The organism is Frankia sp. CpI1-P, assembly GCF_001421075.1.
Classification (GTDB): domain Bacteria; phylum Actinomycetota; class Actinomycetes; order Frankiales; family Frankiaceae; genus Frankia; species Frankia torreyi.
On sequence record NZ_LJJX01000008.1, the window covers coordinates 145,751 to 165,928 of the forward strand.

The window sequence follows — 20,178 nt, forward strand, 5'->3', positions numbered from 1 at the left end:
GATCGCCGGACGTGGGGCCGGTCCGTCAGCCGGTGGGGTGCTCGGCTGCGGCGACCAGGTCGCGCAACGTGTCGTCGAGCCGTGCCCGCACCGCCTCGACGACGCAGGCATGCAGGCCGAGGGGCTCGGAGAGGATCCAGCGGGTCGTCGGGTGCCGTCCGCGTGCCTCCTCCAGTGCCGCGGGGAGGTCGCGGCGGGTGTGGTTGCCGCCGAAGAGGAAGAACGGATAGACGACGATCTCGGTGCACCCCGCGTCCGCGAGCCTGGCATAGCCCTCGCCGATGTCGGGCCGGCTGACCTCGAGGTACGCCGCCTCGACGGCCCCCCACGGCCGCGGCGCTGCCGGCGCGGACGGCGGGCGACCCGCGCAGCCGTCGCCGTCCTGGCGAGGTTCGGTCGCCAGGCGGCGGGCCAGCTCGCGGACGGTGGCGTTCGCCTCGTCCCGCCGTGAACCGTGGCCGATAACCAGAAGACCGCGCATGCCACCAGTGTGCGCCAGATGCCCGATCGCGGCCGCTGGCCGTCCGGTCAGACGGCCAGGCGGTCATTCCGGTCGGGCGGTCGTCCGGTCAGACGGTCATTCCGGTCGGGCGGTCATGTGGTCAGGCGGTGCTGTCGCCGGAGCTGTGCCCCGGGAACACCTTCGCCGCGGGGTCGACGACCGGCGCGGCGTTGTTGACGGCGGTCGCGACCTCGCCGAAACCGGTGGCGATCAGGCGGACCTTGCCGGGGTACTCGGTGATGTCCCCGGCCGCGAAGACCCGGTCGACGCCGGTGAACATCGTCGAGTCGACCGCGATGTGGCGCCGGGCCATGGTGAGCCCCCAGCGGGTCAGCGGCCCGAGGTCGGCGGTGAAGCCNAGCGCGGCGACCACNGCCTGCGCCGGGCGGACGTGCCGGTCTCCGGTGCGGGTCTGCACCAGCTCGACCTTCTCGATCCGGTCCTCCCCGTGGATGGCGGCGACCTCGGAGAAGGTGAGGATCTCCACGCTCGACGCCTCGACCCGCTCGATCGTCGCCGCGTGCGCGCGGAACCGGTCGCGGCGGTGCACCAGCGTGACCGAGCGGGCGATCGGCTCCAGGGCGAGCGCCCAGTCGAAGGCGCTGTCCCCGCCGCCGACCACGACAACGTCCTGGTCGGCGTAGGCGTCCAGCTTCGGCACGAAGTAGGCCAGGCCGCGGCCGAGATGGCCGGTCCCGGTCGGCAGCGGCCGCGGGGTGAACGTGCCGAGCCCGCCGGTGATCACGACTACTCTGGCGCGGACCCGGTGGCCCTGGCTGCTGGTCACCACGACCGCCTCCGGTTCGTGGGCGAGCTCGGCGGCCTGCTGGTCGAGCAGGTAGGTCGGGTCGAACTGGGCCGCCTGGGTGACGAGGGCGTCGACCAGCTCGCGGCCGCGGATGGCCGGGAAGCCGGCCACGTCGTAGATCACCTTCTCCGGGTACATCGCGGTGACCTGGCCGCCTGCCTCGGGCAACGAGTCCATCAGCGCGACCGACATGCCCCGGAAACCCGCGTAGTAGGCGCCGTAGAGCCCCGCGGGGCCGGCGCCGACGATCAGCATGTCCACGCTGGTGTCGACGTCGCCGCCCGCGGCGGCCTCCGGGCGGACGGCGGTGCCGTCGTTCGCCTCGACCGACTGCGTGACCATGAGCAGCTCCCCGCACCTCGCGGCCCGCGACCCGACCGGTCGGACTGGAGTGTCCGGTCGGTGCCACTGGACGTTCCTTCGCCTCATCCTGCCGGAGATCCGGCTGGCACGCCGTCATCTCCGCTGGTGGGCGTCCCTGACCGGCCGGTGCCGCGACGCCGGGCGCCGGCAGTGCCGGGCGATGCGCCCGGATCGCCGGGCGAAGCGCGGTCCCGGTCAACGGGAGGCGGCGTTGCGCTTGTATCGTTTCGCCGTTGCCCGGTTCGTTGTCGCTCGTGCCGGCTGTTCAGGCAGTATTCCAGGACGTTCCGGGGGGAACGGCGCACCGTCGCGGCCGTCGGATGGCGGACAGCGCTCCCCGTGTGGCGTCCGGCGAGGGCTAGCGTGAGGTAACAGGCACCCGCAGTCGCCGGGCCGCACCGAGCGGCGGTGGGCACTACAGCGGACACGGGCGGGAGAGCGGTGGCGGATCGATCGACGGGCCGGGACGCGCCGGACGGCACCCGGGGTGAGGCACTGCACCCGGACGACCCCACCGTCATCGGCGCCTACCGGGTCGTGCGCCGGCTCGGCTCGGGCGGCATGGGCACGGTGTACCTCGCCCGCGACACCGCCGGAGCCCTCGTCGCGATCAAGGTGATCCGCTCGGACCTGGCCGCCGACCCCGAGTTCCGCGACCGGTTCCGGGACGAGGTCGCCGCGGCGCGCCGGGTCGCCCCGTTCTGCACCGCGCAGGTCCTCGACGCCGATCCCGCCGCCCGCCGCCCCTACCTGGTCACGGAGTACATCGACGGCGTTCGCCTCGATGACGTCGTCACCCGGTCCGGGCCGCTGCCGATGTCGACCCTGCAGGGCGTGGCGATCGGTGTGGCCAGCGCGCTGACCGCGATCCACAAGGCCGGCATCGTCCACCGTGACCTCAAGCCGAGCAACGTCATGCTGTCGTTCTCCGGCCCCCGGGTCATCGACTTCGGGATCGCCCGGGCCCTCGACGCGGCGCAGGGACGGACCCAGACCGGCCTCGTCCTCGGCTCGGTCGGCTGGATGGCCCCCGAGCAGATGGAGGGCTCGACGATCGGCCCGGCGGTCGACGTCTTCGCCTGGGGCCTGCTCATCGCCTACGCCGCCGTCGGNGCTCACCCCTACGGGCAGGGCACCTACCTGGAGATGTCGGAGAAGATCCAGACGGGTCGGCCCGACCTGCGGGACGTGCCGGCGCAGCTCCAACCCGTCGTCCGCTCCGCGCTCGCTCGCGACCCGCGGGACCGCCCGTCGACCGAACGGCTGCTGCTGACCCTGCTCGGGGAGGAGGCGCCGCCCGGCGGGGACACCCGGGTCGCGGCCACCGCCGTCCTCGACGGCACCTGGCCGCGAGGCCGCAGCGCCGCCGCGGCCGCGGCTGGGGCCGCTGGGGCCGCTGGGGCCGCAGCGGGCGCGGACGCCTTCCGGACCAGGCGCTATGACGACTCGGTGGCCGCCGACGGCTCGACCGGACCGGACGTCGACCCCCCGGCGCCCGGCGCCCGGCGCGCCGACGCCGCCAGGCCGGCGCGGACCCGCGTCGCCGGCGCCGGCGAGCAGCACGGCTGGTGGGAAGGCGACGCCCCGTCGGCGAGGGAACCCAGATGGGATGAGCCGGCCGACCTTCCGCCGCCGGCCGGGCCGCCCGTGCCGCCACCGGCGTTGGCCGGTCTCGGCGTCGAGGATCGCGCCCCGCGCGCCCGCGGCGGGGCCGCCGAGGAGGCGGGCCGCGCCGGCGACGCTGGTTTCGAGGGCGCCGGCTTTGGTGGTGGTGGTGGCGCCGGCTTCGGTGGCGCTGCCGACGGTCAGGGGGTGCCGGGCCGCCGGCGGCGGCGCGCGGGATTCGTCCAGTACGAAGATGAGCAGCCTCCCGCCCCGGCCGCCGCACCCGGACCGGCAGCCCGCGACCGCCGCGCCGAGCCGGCGCCGCCGGCGGACGACCGCCGCTCGCCCCCGTCGCCCTACCCGCCGGCGGCACCACCCCCGTCTGCGGCACCTCGCCAGGCGGGCCGCCCGTACCCGCCGCCTCAGCAGCAGCCACAGCCGTATCCGCAGGCCCGGCCCCACCCGCCGGCCCAGCCCTACCCCGCCCAGCCCTACCCCCAGGCCCAGCCCTATCCCCAGGCCCAGCCCAACCAGCGGGCCCAGCCGTATCCGCAGGCCCAGCCATACCCGCAGGCCCAGCCGTATGCACCGGACCGTCCCGAGGGGCGGCGCGCCGAGGGGCGACGGGCGGCCGACCGCGGCGATGCCGCGCGCCCGCAACCGGCGCCGCGCCCGGTCGCCGAGCGCCCCCGCGACCGGGCGCCGGAACACCATGACCCCCCGGCGCCGCGACGCCCGCGCCGACGGTTCCGGCTGCGGATCCCCTTCAAGCGGACGATCCTGTTCGTTCTGGTCGTCCTGCTCCTGCTCTCCGCGGCCGACCAGATCGCGTCCATGGTCGACGAGCAGCGCAGCCGGCTGTGGGACAAGGTGGCCACCTCGGTCAAGAACGGCGTGGGCGACCAGGTGGACAGCCTGTGGAACCAGGCCAAGGACACCTTGGGCGGTTCCTCGGGCGGTCCGGGGTGANGGAGCGCGGAACGGCTGACCGACAGGCGTAAAACCACCGCCGGATAGGTACACCGACCTCATGGCGAGCATCTCAAGCAAGATCAACGAATTTCTGCACAGCCCGAAGACGCGAGAAATGGTCGACAAGGCCAAGGCTGNGGCCAACAAGCCCGAGAACCGAGCCAAGATCAAGCAGGTACAGCAGAAGTTCACCAACCGCACCCACGGCCCCGGCCATCACAACGCTCCGGGTAGCCCCCCGACCACCGGCGGCCCGACCACCGACGGCCCGACCACCGGCTCGACCCCGAGCCACCCGGGCGGCTACGGCGCGGAGCACGGTTACGGTGAGCGGCCGTCCGGGACTGGCGGCTCTGGTTCCGAGCAGGGCTACGGTGAGCGGCCGTCCAGCGGGTCCGATGCCGGCTATGGTGAGCGGCCGTCCAGCGGGTCCGGTGCCGGTTACGGTGAGCGGTCGTCCAGCGGCTACGACGCGGACGTCCCTCCGAGCACCGGTCCGGCCGACACCGGCGGTCGTTCCGGCTACTGATCGTCCGGCCGTCTCACCCCGACCGTCCTGGTGCTGGCCTGAGCGCGACGTGGTCCGGCATCGGGATCCAGGTCGTACCATCGCGCCATGAGCCTTGTGGATGCCGACGGCGAGTCTGCGGTGGGTCGGGGCGACGGCGCCGGCGAGATCNGGTCGATCCTGGACCGGGCCGCCGGGGGCGGCCGCATCTCGCCCGAGGAGGCCCTGCTCCTCTACACCCAGGCACCCCTGCACGCGCTCGGNACGGCGGCGGACACGGTACGTCGCCGCCGGTATCCCGACGGCATTGCCACCTACATCATCGACCGTAACATCAACTACACGAACATCTGCGTGACGGCCTGCCGGTTCTGCGCGTTCTACCGGGCGCCGAAGCACGCCGAGGGCTGGGTCCGCGACGTCGACGACATCGTCACCAAGTGCGGCGAGGCCGTGGAGCTCGGTGCCACCCAGATCATGCTCCAGGGCGGCCACAACCCCGACTTCGGCATCGAGTGGTACGAGCAGGTGTTCGGCGCGATCAAGGCGGCCTACCCGCAGCTCGCCCTGCACTCGCTGGGTGCCAGCGAGGTCGTGCACATCGCCCGCACCTCCGGCCTGACGTTCCCCGAGGTCATCACCCGGCTGCGCGACGCGGGCCTGGACAGCTTCGCCGGCGCCGGCGCGGAGATCCTCACCGAGCGCCCCCGGCACGCCATCGCCCCGCTCAAGGAGCCCGGCCATGTCTGGCTGTCGGTGATGGAGACGGCGCATACCCTCGGCCTGGAATCGACCGCGACCTTCATGATGGGCACCGGCGAGACGAACGCCGAGCGCATCGAGCACCTGAAGATGATCCGGGACGTGCAGGACCGTACCGGCGGCTTCCNTTCGTTCATCCCGTGGACCTACCAGCCGGAGAACAACCACCTCGGCGGGCGGACCCAGGCCACGACGCTGGAGTACCTGCGCCTCGTCGCCGTCGCCCGGCTGTTCTTCGACAACATCGCCCACCTGCAGGGCTCGTGGCTGACGACCGGCAAGGAGGTCGGCCAGCTCACCCTGCACATGGGCGCCGACGACCTCGGCTCGGTGATGCTGGAGGAGAACGTCGTCTCCTCGGCGGGCGCTCGCCACCGGACCAACCGCTCCGAACTGATCAGCCTGATCCGCACGGCCGGCCGCATCCCCGCGCAGCGCGACACCCTCTACCGCCACCTCGTCGTCCACCGCGACCCGGCCCAGGACCCGACCGACGACCGCGTCGCCTCCCACTTCTCCTCCACCGCGCTCCCCCTCGTCTCGGCCACCTGAGCAATCTTCCTTGGCGCGGGGGCGCACCCAGGCACCCGCCCCAGGCACCCGCCCCGGNCGGGACGCCATAGATTGGCCCGATGAGCGAGTCCGCCGGGTCCCCGGCCGCGGTCCTGGCGGCTACCGGGCCGAAGATCGAGCTGCACGTCCACCTGGAGGGGACGGTCCGGCCGTCGACGCTGCTGGAGATGGCCCGGCGCAACGAGGAGGCCCTGCCGTCGCGGACGGTCGAGGGCCTCGCGGAGCTGTACCGGTTCCGCGACTTCAACCACTTCATCCAGGTCTGGATNATGACGACGCACGTGATGCGGACCGAGGCCGACTTCCGCCAGGTCGTCGTCGACTACGNCGCCGAGGCGGCCGCGCACGGCGCCGTCTATGTGGAGGGCATCTTCTCGCCGTGGTTCCGCGTGCAGCGCGGCGTCCGGGTCGAGGAGATCTTCAACGGCTACGCCGACGGGGCGATCGAGGCCCGGGAGCGGTTCGGCGTCGAGGTGCGCCTGACCCCGGACATCGACCGGGTGCTGCCCGTCGAGGCGGCTACCGAGGTGGCCCGCTGGGCGGCGCGCTTCGCCGAGCGCGGCGTCGTCGGCCTCGGGCTCGGCGGCCCGGAGATCGGCCATCCGCCGGAGCCGTTCGCGCCCGCGTTCGCCCTGGCCGCGGACGCCGGGCTCGCCGCGGTGCCGCACGCGGGGGAGACGGACGGTCCGGCGTCGATCCAGGGTGCGCTCGACGCGCTCGGCGCCCGGCGGATCCGCCACGGCATCCGCGCGGTGGAGAACCCGGCGCTGATGAGCCGCCTGGCCGACGCGGAGATCGTGCTGGACGTCTGCCCCGTGTCGAACCTGCGCACCCGCTCCGTGGTCCGCCTGGGTGACCATCCGCTTGCCGCATTGCACGCGGCCGGCGTGGCCTGTTCACTGGCCACCGACGACCCGGCGATGTTCGGCACCGACCTCGGCACCGAGCACGCCGTCGCCGCCGGGCTCGGCGCCCGCGCCCGCGACCTGTATGCGGCCGGCGTCGCCGGGGCGCTGTGTGATGAGGCGACCCGGGACCGGCTGCGCCGCCTCGGCGCGGCCACCGACTGGGACGCAGCCGAGGAGGCGGCCCGCGCCGCGGCCCCGGCGGCCCTCGCCCGGTTCGACGGCGAGCTGCTCGGCGGCGGATCGACGGCCGGTGGAGGATCGACGGCCGGTGGCTGAGCGGCGCGGCAAGTTCGGATCGGTGCGGGGTGGATCGGTTCGGTATGGATCGGGGTCGACGACGGGAGGGGGCGCGGTGGGCAGGGCCGGGCTGGACAAGCGGCCGCAGGAGGTCGCGGCGATGTTCGACGGTGTGGCCGGGCGCTACGACCTGACCAACGCCGTGCTCTCCGGCGGCCTCGACCGGACCTGGCGGCGTGCCACCGCCGCCTTCCTCGACCTGCGCCCCGGCCTGCGGGTCCTCGACCTCGCCGCCGGCACGGCCACCTCCTCGCGGGCCTTCGCCGAGGCCGGCGCGCAGGTCGTCGCCTGCGATTTCTCCCTGGGCATGCTGCGCGCCGGCCAGCGCCGTCTCGCCGAGAGGCCGCCGCCCGCCAGCCCGGCGGGACGGGTGGTGCTGACCGCCGGGGACGGGCTGCACCTGCCCTTCCCCGACGCCGTGTTCGACCGCACGACGATCTCGTTCGGGCTGCGCAACGTCGCAGACACCGTGCGCTGCCTCGCCGAGCTGCGCCGGGTCACCCGGCCCGGCGGCGCCCTCGTCGTCTGCGAGTTCTCCCGCCCGGTGTGGGGTCCCTGGCGGACCGTCTACCTGGAGTACCTGATGCGCGCGTTGCCGAGGGTCGCCCGCACGGTCAGCAGCAGCCCGGACTCCTACGTCTACCTGGCCGAGTCGATCCGGGCGTGGCCCGCCCAGGCCGAGCTCGCCGATCTGCTGCGCGAGGCCGGCTGGTCCCGCGTCACCTGGCGCAACCTCACCGGCGGCGTCGTCGCCCTGCACCGCGGCCACGCCCCCGGCTGATCGACGCCCCCGGCTGATCGACGCCTGCCGCGGGTCAGCCGGGCAGGTGCGAGTCGAACCAGGTCAGGGTGCGCGACCAGCCGTCGCGGGCGGACGCCGGATGGTGGGACGCCGGGCGGGCGTCGTTGTGGAAGCCGTGCCCGGCCTCGGGGTAGCGGATGATCTCGGTGGGCACGGGGGCCTCGGCCGCCGCGGCCCGCAGCGCCTCGACGTCCTCGAAGGGGATGCTCGGATCCTGGTCGCCGTACAGGCCGAGCCACGGCGCCTGCAGCCGCCCGGCGATCTCCAGCGGGCTGGGCTCGCCGAAGCGTCGGGTGCGGATCCCGCCGCCGTAGAACGTGACCGCCGCACCGAACGGGCGGGCCACCGCGGCCTGGAAGGCGATGCTNCCGCCCAGGCAGAAGCCGACGACGGCGCAACGGTCCAGCGCCGTTCCCTCCTCGGCGAGCACGGCGAGGGCGGCATCGACGTCATCCAGCAGGTCCGTGCCGTCGAGGTCCTCGACCACCTTGACCGCCGAGGCGATGTCGTCGTAGTCGAAGACCGGCGAGCCGACGCGGTGGAACAGGTCGGGCGCGATCGCCCGCCAGCCGGCCCGGGCGAAGCGGCCGCACAGTCCCCGCACGTGCTCGGTGAGGCCGAACGCCTCATGCAGGACGACGACGCCGCCGCGCGCGGGACCGTCGGGTTCGGCGAGCGTCGCCGGGGCAGGTCCGTCGGCGGTGGGGAGGACGACGGTCTCTTCGGTCATCGCGTCTCTCGATTCGGAACTGGGTCGGGTCGGCCGGGTTGTGGCGGGTCTTCCGGGGCGTGTCGGTGACGGGCGTTCTGGTCGGGCCGGGTCGGGCCGGGTCGGGCCGGGCCGGTGGTGGCCCGCCCGCCCGTGCACATCCGGTGGGATGGGTGACGATTCGGGATACTTTGCGCCTTTTCGGGGTTAGATGACACGGCGTGGACGATGCGGCGGGCGATCAGGTGGGCAAGTGGGCGGATCGGGTCGGGACAGAATGTCGTGGCTGCCAGGTCAGGGTGGTCCCTTCCGGCCGGGCGTCACCCGCTTGGGCCGGTCGAGACCGCCCGTTCGGGCGGCGCCGCCTGGCCCGGACGTGCCCCGCGCGGTCCTGGTGGCACCGCCGCGACGCACCCGGCGCCCGCGGACGAGCGCCGCGTTTCGGACGGCCAGCGGGTGACTACCCCGCACAGGCGGTGATCCCACCCCGCGGGGAGAAGGTGCCATGGGCCGTTTCCGGCCGTCGGCTGCGTGTAGTGGATGAATTGCGATGTGTGACACGCTGGAGAGCTCGGCGTGGCTGTCGCGCCTGTGACCAGCGGTCACGCGAGAGGAGGGGTGGGCATTATACCCTCGCCCAGAAGTTGCGCCGGGACGCCGCGGCGGGTCCGTGCGGGCCGGGAGCGGGAAACGGTCGCTCACAGTGGTCATTGGGTGCGCGAAGTCGACTCGTCCGGTCTTCAGCGCATCCTGGTTGGTGCGATTGGCCTGCGTAGGGCCTACACTCGCCGAGGACGCTCGTGAAGAATTTCACGAGCACTCAAGCGGAGGGTCCCGTCCGGGAGTNCTCCCGGGACGGGTGGTCGAGCAGATCCGGAGCAATGGGTGGCCATGGCGACGACAAGGACTGACGGCGTGGGCGGCGGGTCGACGACCGACGCCGACGTCATCGTGGTCGGCGCCGGCCCCGGTGGTTCGTCGGCCGCCTACCACCTCGCCAGTACCGGGCTCGACGTCCTCCTCGTCGAGAAGACGACCTTCCCGCGCGAGAAGGTCTGTGGCGACGGGCTGACCCCGCGTGCCGTGCGCAGCCTCGTCGAGATGGGCATCGACACCTCGCCCGCCGCCGGTTGGGCGCGCAACAAGGGGCTGCGCATCGTCGGCGGCGGTGTGCGGATGGAACTGCCCTGGCCGGACCTGGCGAGCTGGCCCGACTACGGCCTCGTCCGCCCCCGGCTGGACTTCGACGACCTGCTCGCCCGGCATGCGGTGAAGGCTGGCGTCCGGCTGCAGGAGGGCACGGCCGTCACCGGGCCGCTGCTCGACGAGCGCACCGGCCGGGTCGTCGNCGTACTGGCGCGTACCGGGCCCGACCGGGAGCCGGTGACCTACCGCGCGCCGCTCGTCATCGCCGCGGACGGCAACAGTGCCCGGATCGCGCTGGCGCTCGGCATCCGCCGCCGGGAGGACCGGCCGCTCGGCGTTGCGGTCCGCCGCTACTACCGCAGCCCGCTCACCCACGACGACCACCTCGAGTCCCACCTCGAGCTGTGGGAGGGTCGCCCGCGCGAGAGCCGCCTGCTGCCCGGCTACGGCTGGATCTTCGGCGTCGGCGACGGCACCAGCAACGTCGGTCTCGGCCTGCTGAACACCACCGACGCCTTCCAGAACACCAACTACACCGACCTGCTGCGCCGCTGGCTCGCGGCGCTGCCGCCGGAGTGGGGCTTCACCGAGGACAACGCGGTCGGCCCGGTGCGCGGCAGCGCTCTGCCCATGGGCTTCAACCGCACCCCGCACTACCGCGACGGCGTGCTGCTCGTCGGCGATGCCGGCGGCATGGTCAACCCGTTCAACGGCGAGGGCATCGCCTACGCGCTGGAGTCCGGCCGGTACGCGGCCGAGGTCGCCGTGCAGGCGCTCGCCCGTGCCGAGGGGCCCGCCCGGGAACGCGCCCTCGGACACTACCCGGCGATGATCCGCGCCCAGTACGGCGGGTATTACACCCTGGGCCGATACTTCGTCCAGCTCATCGGGAACCCGACCATCATGGCGCTCGGAACGAAGTACGGGCTGCCGCGGCCGACCCTCATGCGCTTTGTCCTCAAGATCATGGCGAATCTCACCGACCCCCGGGGAGGGGATGCGATGGACCGACTGATCAATGCTATGACCCGGCTCGCTCCCGCGGCCTGACGTGTTACCCGAGTCGATCCGGTGGCGAGCAGAACGGGCCGGATCGACGGAATGCCGGTCTATCGCGCCTTGCGGCGCCGGCGCTGGTGGACCGGTGTCGGAGCGGAGTGTGGCAGGCCGTCATGGCGTACCCGGACCGCTTTCTCCGCGGACAGGACTGTGGGACCAGCCCGCCGTCGGAGATCCTGGGGTCACAAGTCCTGGGGGGAGCCGGCAGGAGCGGCCGGCGAGACCGCGAAGTACCACCGGGCCAGGGGATCTGGCTCGGGACTCTATGAGGGCGCCCCGCTTCCGGCGCCGTGATCAAGTGGCCAGAAACGTGACGAACACCGAGTACGGACCGTTTGCGATCCGTTCACCGGAAAGCCATTCCTCATAACGTCCGGCAACACTCTTTCGAAGGAGAGGAGTTCGGCATGCTCTCGAACTACGTGCCGATCCTCGTTCTGCTGGCGATCGCGACCCTGTTCGCGGTCGGTTCCGTCGCGGCGGGTGCGCTCATCGGCCCGCGCCGGTTCAACCGCGCGAAGATCGATGCCTACGAGTGCGGGATCGAACCCTCTCCGGCCCCGGCCGGACCGCAGCGTTTCCCGGTGAAGTACTACAACACCGCGATGCTTTTCATCGTCTTCGACATCGAGATCATCTTCTTGTTCCCGTGGGCGGTCGCGTTCGACAGCCTCGCGGTGTTCGGCCTCGGTGCGATGGCGCTGTTCATGGCGACGATCTTCGTCGCGTACGCCTACGAGTGGCGTCGTGGAGGTCTGGAATGGGACTAGAGGAGAAGCTGCCCGGTGGCGTGCTCCTCGCCAGCGTCGAGAAGCTCGCCAACTGGTCGCGGCGGTCGTCGCTGTGGCCGGCGACCTTCGGGCTGGCCTGCTGCGCGATCGAGATGATGTCCACCGGCGCCGGCCGCTACGACCTGTCCCGGTTCGGCATGGAGGTCTTCCGGGCCAGTCCCCGCCAGGCCGACCTGATGATCGTCGCCGGCCGGGTGAGCCAGAAGATGGCGCCGGTGCTGCGGCAGATCTACGACCAGATGCCCGAGCCCAAGTGGGTGCTGTCGATGGGCGTCTGCGCCAGCAGCGGCGGCATGTTCAACAACTACGCCATCGTGCAGGGTGTCGACCACATCGTCCCGGTCGACATGTACCTGCCCGGCTGCCCGCCGCGGCCGGAGATGCTGATGGACGCCATCATCAAGCTGCACGAGAAGATCCTTGCCGGGCCGGTCACCGGCAAGACCCCGCACACGGAGTCCGGTTCGTCGCCCTACCCCAAGCCGATCGACGTGGCCACCGCCCGCGCCGGGTTGCCCGCGGGTGAGCTCGACACCCGGACCCTGTCCGTCAACGACCGCAAGCACTTCCGGATCCCGGCCGGCGCGCCGGTCCCGACGGGGCGCGGCGCCGTCGAACCCGTTCTCGACACCCGCCGGCCGGCCGCGATCGTCCCGCCGTCGGTGTTCGGGCGGGCCAAGGGGATCCCCGTCGACGCCAAGCCCGCCGACGAGTCGCGGGCCCACGGTCCCGGCCCGAGCACCGCCGACATCGCCGACAGCGAGGCCGCTGCGGGCGGCGCCACGGCAGGCACCGGCGCCGCGCAGCGGGATGCCGACTCAGGAGCGACCCATGACACCCCCTGACGGCACTCCCGCCGCCGGCACTCCCGCCGAAGGCCGGGGCGCGGACGGCGGCGCCCTCGACGAGAGCGGGACGGCCGCGAGCGGCNCCGGCGAGCTGGTGGGCGGCGGCAACGGCGTGCGACCGGGACGGCGCCACGACGCGTTCGGTTCCGGCGGCACCGGCGACACCTCCGGGTTCGGCGGGCTCGTCGCCCCGGCCCCGGTGCTGGCCGCCAGCGAGCGGCCGTTCGGCGACCCCGACGCCGATGCGGTGTACGACGCGCTCGAACGCGTCTTTCCGCAGCTCGGCGACGCGGTCGAGCGGGCCGTCGTCGACCGCGGCGAGCTGACCCTGCACGTGCGCCGCGAGGGCCTGCCCGCGCTGGCCCAGACTCTGCGCGACGATCCGGGACTGCGCTTCGAGCTGCTGTCGTCGCTGTCCGGAGTGGACTATCCGGACGACATCACCGGTCGCCGGTTGCACTCGGTGGTCCACCTGACCTCGATGACCTACCGCCGCCGGCTGCGCCTGGAGGTCTCCGTCGCCGACGCCGACCCCACGCTGCCGAGCCTGACCTCGGTGTGGCCCACCGCGGACTGGCACGAGCGGGAGGCCTACGACCTGTTCGGCATCGTCTACACCGGCCACCCCGGGCTGACCCGGATCATGATGCCGGACGACTGGATCGGGCACCCGCAGCGCAAGGACTACCCGCTGGGCGGCATCCCGGTCGACTACAAGGGCGCCACGGTCCCGCCGCCGGACGAGCGCCGGAGCTACTCGTGATCCCGCACCCGGCCCTGACCGGCCGCCTGCATCCCCGAGGCGACATCCGAGGTTCGCTATGACGCCCAGCACGTCGGCCCCGCACACATCCACCGCCCAGCACACATCGACCGCCCAGCCCACCGACGGCACCGCCCACGCCACCGACGGGTCCTCGGCCTACGAGGCCGGTTTCACCGAGTCCGCCTCCGGCCGCGTCTACACCGTCACCGGCGGCGACTGGGAGGAGATCCTCGGCGCCGGGGAACAGGACGCCGAGCGCATCGTCGTCAACATGGGGCCGCAGCACCCCTCCACCCACGGCGTGCTGCGCCTCGTGCTGGAGATCGAGGGCGAGACGGTCATCGAGACCCGCNTCGTCATCGGCTACCTGCACACCGGGATCGAGAAGAGCTGCGAGTACCGGACCTGGACCCAGGCGGTCACCTTCCTCACCCGTGCGGACTACCTGTCCCCGTTGTACAACGAGGCGGCGTACTGCCTGTCGGTGGAGAAGCTGCTCGGCATCACCGACGACATCCCCGAGCGGGCCACCNTGATCCGGGTGCTGGTGATGGAGCTGCAGCGCATCGCCTCGCATCTGGTGTGGCTGGCGACCGGCGGCATGGAGCTCGGCGCCACCACCGCGATGATCTTCGGGTTCCGCGAGCGGGAGAAGGTCCTCGACCTGCTGGAGCTCATCACCGGGCTGCGGATGAACCACGCCTTCATCCGCCCCGGCGGACTGGCCCAGGATCTGCCGGACGGCACGGAGCGGGCCATCCGGGAGTTCCTCGCCGACATGCCCAAGCGCATCCGCGAGTACCACCGGCTGCTGACCGGCCAGCCGATCTGGAAGGCGCGGATGGTCGACGTCAACGTCCTCGACGCCGCCGGCTGCATCGCGCTGGGCGTCACCNGGCCGGTGCTGCGCGCCGCGGGCCTCGCCTGGGACCTGCGCAAGACCATGCCCTACTGCGGCTACGAGACCTACGAGTTCGACGTGCCGACCGCCCTGGAGGCGGACTCCTTCGCCCGCTACCTGGTGCGGCTGGAGGAGATGGGCGAGTCACTCAAGATCATCGAGCAGTGCCTGGACCGGCTGCGGCCGGGCCCGGTCATGGTCGCCGACAAGAAGATCGCCTGGCCGGCGCAGCTCTCGATCGGCGCGGACGGGATGGGCAACTCGCTGGCGCACATCCGGAACATCATGGGGACCTCGATGGAGGCCCTCATCCACCACTTCAAGCTGGTTACCGAGGGCTTCCGGGTGCCGCCCGGCCAGGTCTACACACAGATCGAGTCGCCCCGCGGCGAGCTCGGCTACCACGTGGTCAGCGACGGCGGGACGAGACCGTTCCGCGTCCACGTCCGCGACCCAAGCTTCGTCAACCTGCAGGCCGTCCCGGCGCTGACCGAGGGTGGCCAGGTCGCGGACGTGATCGTCGGAGTCGCCTCGGTGGACCCGGTGCTCGGGGGAGTTGATCGATGATGGCCTTCTCGCCCGAGATCCACGCCGCCGCGGCCGAGATCATCGCCCGCTACCCGGCCGGCCGCTCCCGCTCGGCGCTGCTGCCGCTGCTGCACCTGGTGCAGGCGGAGCAGGGTTGCGTGACGACCGAGGGGGTGACCTTCTGCGCGGACACGCTCGGCATCACCCAGGCCGAGGTCGGCGCGGTCGCGACCTTCTACACGATGTACAAGCGCCGGCCCGTCGGCGACTACCTCGTCTCGGTCTGCACGAACCTGTCCTGCGCGCTGCTCGGCGGGGACGAGGTCTTCGCCCGGGTCGCCGACCGCCTCGGGATCGGCCACGACGAGACGACCCCGGACGGCTCGATCACCCTCGAACACGCCGAGTGCCTCGCCGCCTGCGACTACGCGCCGGTGATGACGGTGAACTACGAGTTCTACGACCAGGTCGACCCGGACTCGGCGCAGGCGATCGTCGAGGGCCTGCAGGCCGGCGAGCGCCCCGCCCCCACCCGCGGCGGGCCGCTGTGCTCGTTCGCCGAGACGTCCCGCCAGCTCGCCGGGTTCGCCGACGAGCGCCCGGCGGGCGTCGCGGGACCCGGCGTCGGCGAGCCGTCGGTCGCCGGCCTGCTGCTCGCCGAGGCGGCCGGCTGGCGGGCCGACCAGGCCCCCGCACCGTTCGTCACCGCAGGCGAGACCGGTGCGGGCCAGCCCGACGCGCCCACCGCCTCCTCCGAGCGGAAGGGGAACTGATCAATGCCCGTCACCCCGGTCCTCACCCGGCGCTGGAACACCCCGGAGTCGTGGACGCTTGCGACCTACCGCCGGCTCGACGGCTACGTCGCGCTGCGCACGGCGCTCGCCGGTGACCCCGACGAGCTCATCAAGCTCATCAAGGACTCGGGGCTGCGCGGGCGCGGCGGCGCCGGCTTCCCCACCGGGATGAAGTGGGGCTTCATCCCGCAGGGCGACGGCCGGCCGCACTACCTCGTCATCAACGCCGACGAGGGCGAGCCCGGCACCTGCAAGGACGCCCCGCTGATGAAGGCCGACCCGCACTCGCTCGTCGAGGGCATCATCATCGCGGCGTACGCGGTGCGGGCCAGCCGGGCGTTCGTCTACCTGCGCGGCGAGCTGATCCACGCGGCCCGCCGGCTGCGCGCCGCGGTCGCCGAGGCGTACGCCGCCGGCTACCTCGGCCGCGACATCCTCGGTAGCGGCTTCGACCTCGAGCTTGTCGTGCACTCCGGCGCCGGCGCCTACATCTGCGGCGAGGAGACGGCCCTGCTCGACTCGCTGGAGGGCCGGCGTGGCCAGCCGCGGCTGCGCCCGCCGTTCCCCGCGACGCACGGGCTGTACGCGTCTCCGACCGTCGTCAACAACGTCGAGACGATCGCGACCGTGCCCTACATCGTCAACTACGGGGTGGACTGGTTCCGCACGATGGGCCGGGAACGCGCCCCGGGCCCGAAGATCTTCAGCCTGTCCGGCCACGTGACCCGGCCCGGCCAGTACGAGGTCCCGATGGGCACGACCCTGCGCGAGCTGCTCGACCTGGCCGGCGGGGTGCGCGGCGGGCGTGCGCTCAAGGCGTGGACGCCGGGTGGGTCGTCCACGCCGATGCTCACCGCGGAGCACCTCGACGCCCCGCTCGACTTCGAGGGCATGCAGGAGGCCGGGTCGCTGCTCGGCACCGCGGCTCTGATGATCATGGATGAGACGACCGACATGCTCCGGGTCGTCCGCCGGCTCACCCAGTTCTACGCCCACGAGTCGTGCGGCAAGTGCACCCCGTGCCGCGAGGGCACGAGCTGGATGGTGAAGATCCTGTCCCGGCTGGAGCGGGGGCAGGGCGACGCCTCCGACGTCGACACCCTCGTCGACGCCTGCGACAACATCTTCGGCCGGGCGTTCTGCGCGCTGGCCGACGGGGCCACCTCCCCGATCGTCTCGGGGATCAAGTACTTCCGGGACGAGTTCATCCCGGTGAGCGCGGTGACGTCGAGGCCGGACGCCACCCCGGACACCCCCGACACCCCGGGCAGCGCCGCGGCCGGCAACGGCTCGGCCGCGCCCACCCCGGGCGCCTACGCGGGAGCGCACTGACCATGACCGTCGCACCATCCCAGCCGGCCGCGTCGACCGCCGCGGATCTCGTCACCNTCACCGTCGACGGGCTGCCGGTCAGCGTCCCCAAGGGCACGCTGATCATCCGGGCGGCGGAGCTGCTCGGCATCGAGATCCCGCGGTTCTGCGACCATCCGCTGCTCGACCCCGTCGGCGCCTGCCGGCAGTGCATCGTCGAGGTGGAAGGCCAGCGCAAGCCGGTCGCCTCCTGCACGACGACCGTCACCGCCGACATGGTCGTGAAGACCCAGCTCACCTCGCCGGTGGCCCGCAAGGCCCAGGCAGGCAACATCGAGTTCCTGCTGCTCAACCACCCGCTCGACTGCCCGANCTGCGACAAGGGCGGTGAGTGCCCGCTGCAGAACCAGTCGATGGCGAACGGCGGCGCCGTCTCCCGGTTCAAGGAGGCCAAGCGGGCCTACCCGAAGCCGCTGGCGATCTCCACCGAGATCCTGCTCGACCGGGAACGCTGCGTGCTGTGCGCTCGCTGTACCCGGTTCTCCGCGCAGATCGCCGGGGATCCGTTCATCGAGCTGTTCGAGCGCGGCGCCGCCGAGCAGGTCGCGGTCAGCGACGGCCAGCCGTTCTCCTCCTACTTCTCCGGCAACACGGTGCAGATCTGTCCGGTCGGCGCGCTCACCAGCGCCGCCTACCGGTTCCGGGCCCGCCCGTTCGACCTGGTCTCCACGCCGACGGCGTGCGAGCACTGCGCGTCGGGATGCAGCCTGCGCACCGACCACCGCCGCGGCAAGGTGGTGCGCCGCCTCGCCGGCGACGACCCGGCGGTCAACGAGGAGTGGAACTGCGACAAGGGCCGCTTCGCGTTCGCCTACGCCCGCGCCGCCGACCGGCTGACCACGCCGCTGATCCGCGACGACGACACCGGGCAACTCGTCGAGGCGACCTGGTCCGAGGCGCTGGAATACGCCGCCCGCGGGCTGGCCGAATGCCGCGGCCGCAACGGCGTCGGCGTGCTCGCCGGCGGCCGGCTGACCCGCGAGGACGCGTACGCCTACGCCAAGTTCACCCGGGTGGCGCTGGCCACCAACGACGTGGACTTCCGTGCCCGGCCGCACTCGGCCGAGGAGGAGCAGTTCCTCGGCCACGCGGTCGCCGGCACCGGCATCGGGGTGACCTACGCCGACCTGGAGGCGGCGCCGGCGGTGCTGCTCGTCGCCTTCGAGCCGGAGGAGGAGTCGCCGATCGTCTTCCTGCGGCTGCGTAAGGCCGCCGACAAGCACGCCACCGCCGTGCACGCGCTCGCGCCGCTGGTCACCCGCGGGCTGGCCAAGCTCGCCGGGACGCTGGTCACCACCGAGCCCGGCGCCGAGCCGGCCGTCCTCGATGCGCTTGCCGACGCCCGCCCCGGCGCGGGCGACACCCACTCGCTCGCCGCGACCGCCCGTGCGGTGCGGGAGCCCGGCGCGGTCATCCTCGTCGGCGAGCGGGCCGGCGAGATCCCCGGAACGCTGTCCGCCGCCCTGCGCCTCGCCGACGCCACCGGCGCCGCGCTCGCCTGGGTGCCGCGCCGCGCCGGGGACCGCGGCGCCGTCTCCGCCGGGCTGCTGCCCTCGCTGCTACCCGGTGGCCGTCCGGTCGCCGACCCCGCCGCCCGCGCCGAGGTCGAGGCGTTCTGGGGCGGCCGGCTGCTCGGCGCGCCCGGCCGCGACACCGCCGGCATCCTCGCCGCGGCCGCCGCCGGCCGCCTCGACGGGATTCTCGTCGCCGGGGTCGACGCCGAGGACCTGCCTGACCCCGCCGCCGCGCTGGCCGCGCTGGCCCGCGTGCCGTTCTGCGTGTCGCTGGAGGTGCGGCGCTCGGCCATCGCCGAGGTCGCCGACGTGGTGCTGCCGGTCGCGCCGGTGGCGGAGAAGGCCGGCTCGTTCGTCGACTGGGAGGGCCGGCTGCGGCCGTTCCAACGGGCCCTGGACACCCCGGCGCTGCCCGACGTGCGCGTGCTGCACCTGCTCGCCGCCGAGATGGGCATCGACCTGCGGCTGCCCGACACCGGCGCCGCCGCCCGCGAGCTGCGCGACGTCGGCCGGGCCGGGACCGGCGTCTCCCGGGTGCCCGCACCGTCCGATCCCGCCGAGGCCGCGAGCGTCCCCGGACCGGGCGAGGCGGTGCTCGCCACCTGGCACCAGCTCGTCGACGACGGCGCCCTGCTCGCCGACGAGCCGTATCTCGCCGGCACTGCCCGGCCCGCCCGGGTCCGCCTGTCCGCGGCGACCGCCGCCGAGATCGGGGTGGCCGCCGGGGACCTGGTGACGGTGCGCAGCGGCCGCGGGTCGGTCACCCTGCCCTGCGAGCTCGCCGCCATGCCCGACCGCGTCGTCTGGGTGCCCACCCACTCGGCCGGCTCGCACGTGCGCCGCTCACTCGCCGCCCGCGCCGGCGTCGTCGTCCGGATCGCGGCCGGCGGCACCCCCCGGCCCGCCGGCGCCGACACGTTCGGTGTCGACCAGCGTCGCGGCACGGCGCTGGGGGCCGAGCTCACCGCCGCCCGCGACACCGCCGTGACGGTCGAGACGTCGCCCGCCGGCTCCCGGCCACCCGCGGCCGGACCGCCGGGGACGGCCGCGCCGCCGGCGGCACCGCCGGCGGCACCGCCGGCCGCATCCGCCGCCGCGGACCCGATCGCCCCGGCGCCGCGCACGGTCGGCGACGAGCCCGCCGGGGGCCGGCCATGAGCCACGCCGCCGCCGCGCTCGTGTACGCCGCCCCGGTCGACCCGGACCTGTCCGGCTTCGGCGACGACCCGTTCTGGCTGATCCTGCTCAAGGGCGTGGCGGTCTTCGCCTTCCTGTTGCTGATGACGCTGTTCTCGATCGTGTTCGAGCGCAAGGTCGTCGCGAAGATGCAGCAGCGGGTCGGGCCGAACCGGCACGGCCCGAGGGGCTGGCTGCAAAGCCTCGCCGACGGCGCCAAGCTGATGCTCAAGGAAGACCTGATCCCGGCCCTCGCGGACAAGCCGATCTTCATCCTGGCGCCGATCCTCTCGGCGGTCCCGGCGTTCCTCGCCTTTGCCGTCATCCCGTTCGGCCCGGAGGTCTCGATCTTCGGCGAGCGCACCACGCTCCAGCTCGCGGACCTGCCCGTCAGCGTGCTCTACATGCTCGCCGCGGCCTCCCTCGGGGTCTACGGGCTGATCCTGTCCGGCTGGTCGAGTGGGTCGANCTACCC

Annotated in this window: 12 protein-coding genes and 17 pseudogenes; 24 read left to right on the forward strand and 5 right to left on the reverse strand. The window is 73.3% G+C overall.

Annotated features, from left to right (window positions below; all coding sequences use genetic code 11):
• Positions 1 to 25: 25 nt before the first annotated feature.
• The 3 genes and pseudogenes from FF86_RS07885 to FF86_RS07890 form a co-directional block, all read right to left on the reverse strand.
• Positions 26 to 481 carry a sirohydrochlorin chelatase gene (locus FF86_RS07885; RefSeq protein ID WP_044885112.1) on the reverse strand — a complete coding sequence of 152 codons (456 nt, stop codon included), beginning with the start codon at positions 479 to 481 and terminating at the stop codon, positions 26 to 28.
• A 121-nt stretch (positions 482 to 602) separates the two neighbouring features.
• A pseudogene (locus tag FF86_RS42990) lies at positions 603 to 860 on the reverse strand (ferredoxin--NADP(+) reductase); the annotation flags it as partial.
• 16 nt (positions 861 to 876) lie between these two features.
• A pseudogene (locus FF86_RS07890) lies at positions 877 to 1,565 on the reverse strand (NAD(P)/FAD-dependent oxidoreductase); the annotation flags it as partial.
• A 549-nt stretch (positions 1,566 to 2,114) separates the two neighbouring features.
• On the opposite strand from FF86_RS07890, the gene FF86_RS43000 reads away from it, so the two are divergent.
• From FF86_RS43000 to FF86_RS07915, 8 genes and pseudogenes are all read left to right on the forward strand, one after another.
• Positions 2,115 to 2,785: serine/threonine-protein kinase (locus tag FF86_RS43000; protein WP_396229804.1), on the forward strand; the 671-nt coding region annotated here is incomplete at its 3' end.
• Position 2,786: 1 nt separating this feature from the next.
• Positions 2,787 to 4,247 (forward strand): annotated as a pseudogene (locus FF86_RS07895) (serine/threonine protein kinase); the annotation flags it as partial.
• Positions 4,248 to 5,022: 775 nt separating this feature from the next.
• Positions 5,023 to 5,647: pseudogene (locus FF86_RS43005) on the forward strand (radical SAM protein); the annotation flags it as partial.
• Position 5,648: 1 nt separating this feature from the next.
• A pseudogene (locus FF86_RS43010) lies at positions 5,649 to 6,072 on the forward strand (dehypoxanthine futalosine cyclase); the annotation flags it as partial.
• Between the two features lie 80 nt (positions 6,073 to 6,152).
• Positions 6,153 to 6,361: pseudogene (locus FF86_RS43015) on the forward strand (adenosine deaminase); the annotation flags it as partial.
• 1 nt (position 6,362) lies between these two features.
• Positions 6,363 to 6,420: pseudogene (locus FF86_RS43020) on the forward strand (hypothetical protein); the annotation flags it as partial.
• Position 6,421: 1 nt separating this feature from the next.
• A pseudogene (locus FF86_RS07910) lies at positions 6,422 to 7,277 on the forward strand (adenosine deaminase); the annotation flags it as partial.
• A gap of 76 nt (positions 7,278 to 7,353) precedes the next feature.
• Positions 7,354 to 8,079 carry a demethylmenaquinone methyltransferase gene (locus FF86_RS07915; RefSeq protein WP_044885117.1) on the forward strand — a complete coding sequence of 242 codons (726 nt, stop codon included), beginning with the start codon at positions 7,354 to 7,356 and terminating at the stop codon, positions 8,077 to 8,079.
• Positions 8,080 to 8,113: 34 nt separating this feature from the next.
• On the opposite strand, the gene FF86_RS43025 is transcribed toward FF86_RS07915, so the two are convergent.
• Positions 8,114 to 8,467 (reverse strand): dienelactone hydrolase family protein (locus tag FF86_RS43025; protein ID WP_242418369.1); only part of this gene is annotated, 354 nt, incomplete at its 5' end.
• A 1-nt stretch (position 8,468) separates the two neighbouring features.
• Positions 8,469 to 8,830: pseudogene (locus FF86_RS43030) on the reverse strand (dienelactone hydrolase family protein); the annotation flags it as partial.
• Positions 8,831 to 9,700: 870 nt separating this feature from the next.
• On the opposite strand from FF86_RS43030, the gene FF86_RS43035 reads away from it, so the two are divergent.
• The 16 genes and pseudogenes from FF86_RS43035 to FF86_RS43075 form a co-directional block, all read left to right on the forward strand.
• The coding region (locus tag FF86_RS43035) for an FAD-dependent oxidoreductase (RefSeq protein ID WP_242418370.1) at positions 9,701 to 10,157 on the forward strand (457 nt) is incomplete at its 3' end.
• A 1-nt stretch (position 10,158) separates the two neighbouring features.
• Positions 10,159 to 11,005, forward strand: a pseudogene (locus tag FF86_RS43040) (FAD-dependent oxidoreductase); the annotation flags it as partial.
• Positions 11,006 to 11,421: 416 nt separating this feature from the next.
• The gene (locus FF86_RS07930) at positions 11,422 to 11,784 is read left to right on the forward strand and encodes an NADH-quinone oxidoreductase subunit A (protein WP_044885120.1); all 363 of its coding nucleotides are present in this window, start codon (positions 11,422 to 11,424) and stop codon (positions 11,782 to 11,784) included.
• Positions 11,775 to 12,650, forward strand: coding sequence for an NADH-quinone oxidoreductase subunit B family protein (locus FF86_RS65635; RefSeq protein WP_044885121.1), 876 nt, complete (start codon positions 11,775 to 11,777; stop codon positions 12,648 to 12,650). Before FF86_RS07930 ends, FF86_RS65635 begins: the two co-directional genes overlap by 10 nt.
• Positions 12,574 to 12,735, forward strand: a pseudogene (locus FF86_RS65640) (RNA polymerase sigma factor SigF); the annotation flags it as partial. The gene FF86_RS65635 and the pseudogene FF86_RS65640, both read left to right, overlap by 77 nt.
• 9 nt (positions 12,736 to 12,744) lie before the next feature.
• Positions 12,745 to 13,416, forward strand: a complete 672-nt coding sequence (locus tag FF86_RS07940) for an NADH-quinone oxidoreductase subunit C (RefSeq protein ID WP_044885159.1) — start codon at positions 12,745 to 12,747, stop codon at positions 13,414 to 13,416.
• A 58-nt stretch (positions 13,417 to 13,474) separates the two neighbouring features.
• Positions 13,475 to 13,771, forward strand: a pseudogene (locus tag FF86_RS43050) (NADH dehydrogenase subunit D); the annotation flags it as partial.
• A 1-nt stretch (position 13,772) separates the two neighbouring features.
• Positions 13,773 to 13,951, forward strand: a pseudogene (locus tag FF86_RS43055) (NADH dehydrogenase subunit D); the annotation flags it as partial.
• A 1-nt stretch (position 13,952) separates the two neighbouring features.
• A pseudogene (locus FF86_RS43060) lies at positions 13,953 to 14,314 on the forward strand (NADH dehydrogenase subunit D); the annotation flags it as partial.
• A 1-nt stretch (position 14,315) separates the two neighbouring features.
• A pseudogene (locus FF86_RS43065) lies at positions 14,316 to 14,887 on the forward strand (NADH dehydrogenase subunit D); the annotation flags it as partial.
• Complete coding sequence (gene nuoE / locus FF86_RS07950; protein WP_370657180.1) at positions 14,884 to 15,621, forward strand: NADH-quinone oxidoreductase subunit NuoE; 738 nt, start codon at positions 14,884 to 14,886, stop codon at positions 15,619 to 15,621. The pseudogene FF86_RS43065 and the gene nuoE, both read left to right, overlap by 4 nt.
• Positions 15,622 to 15,624: 3 nt before the next feature.
• Positions 15,625 to 16,974 (forward strand): NADH-quinone oxidoreductase subunit NuoF, encoded by a 1,350-nt coding sequence (gene nuoF, locus FF86_RS07955; RefSeq protein WP_044885124.1) that lies wholly within the window; start codon positions 15,625 to 15,627, stop codon positions 16,972 to 16,974.
• 2 nt (positions 16,975 to 16,976) lie between these two features.
• Positions 16,977 to 17,030: hypothetical protein (locus FF86_RS62020; protein WP_255355736.1), on the forward strand; the 54-nt coding region annotated here is incomplete at its 3' end.
• 1 nt (position 17,031) lies between these two features.
• Positions 17,032 to 17,325, forward strand: a pseudogene (locus tag FF86_RS43070) (2Fe-2S iron-sulfur cluster-binding protein); the annotation flags it as partial.
• A 1-nt stretch (position 17,326) separates the two neighbouring features.
• Positions 17,327 to 19,685: pseudogene (locus FF86_RS07960) on the forward strand (NADH-quinone oxidoreductase subunit G); the annotation flags it as partial.
• Positions 19,682 to 20,171 (forward strand): NADH-quinone oxidoreductase subunit H (locus tag FF86_RS43075; RefSeq protein ID WP_242418371.1); only part of this gene is annotated, 490 nt, incomplete at its 3' end. The pseudogene FF86_RS07960 and the gene FF86_RS43075, both read left to right, overlap by 4 nt.
• Positions 20,172 to 20,178 lie beyond the last annotated feature (7 nt).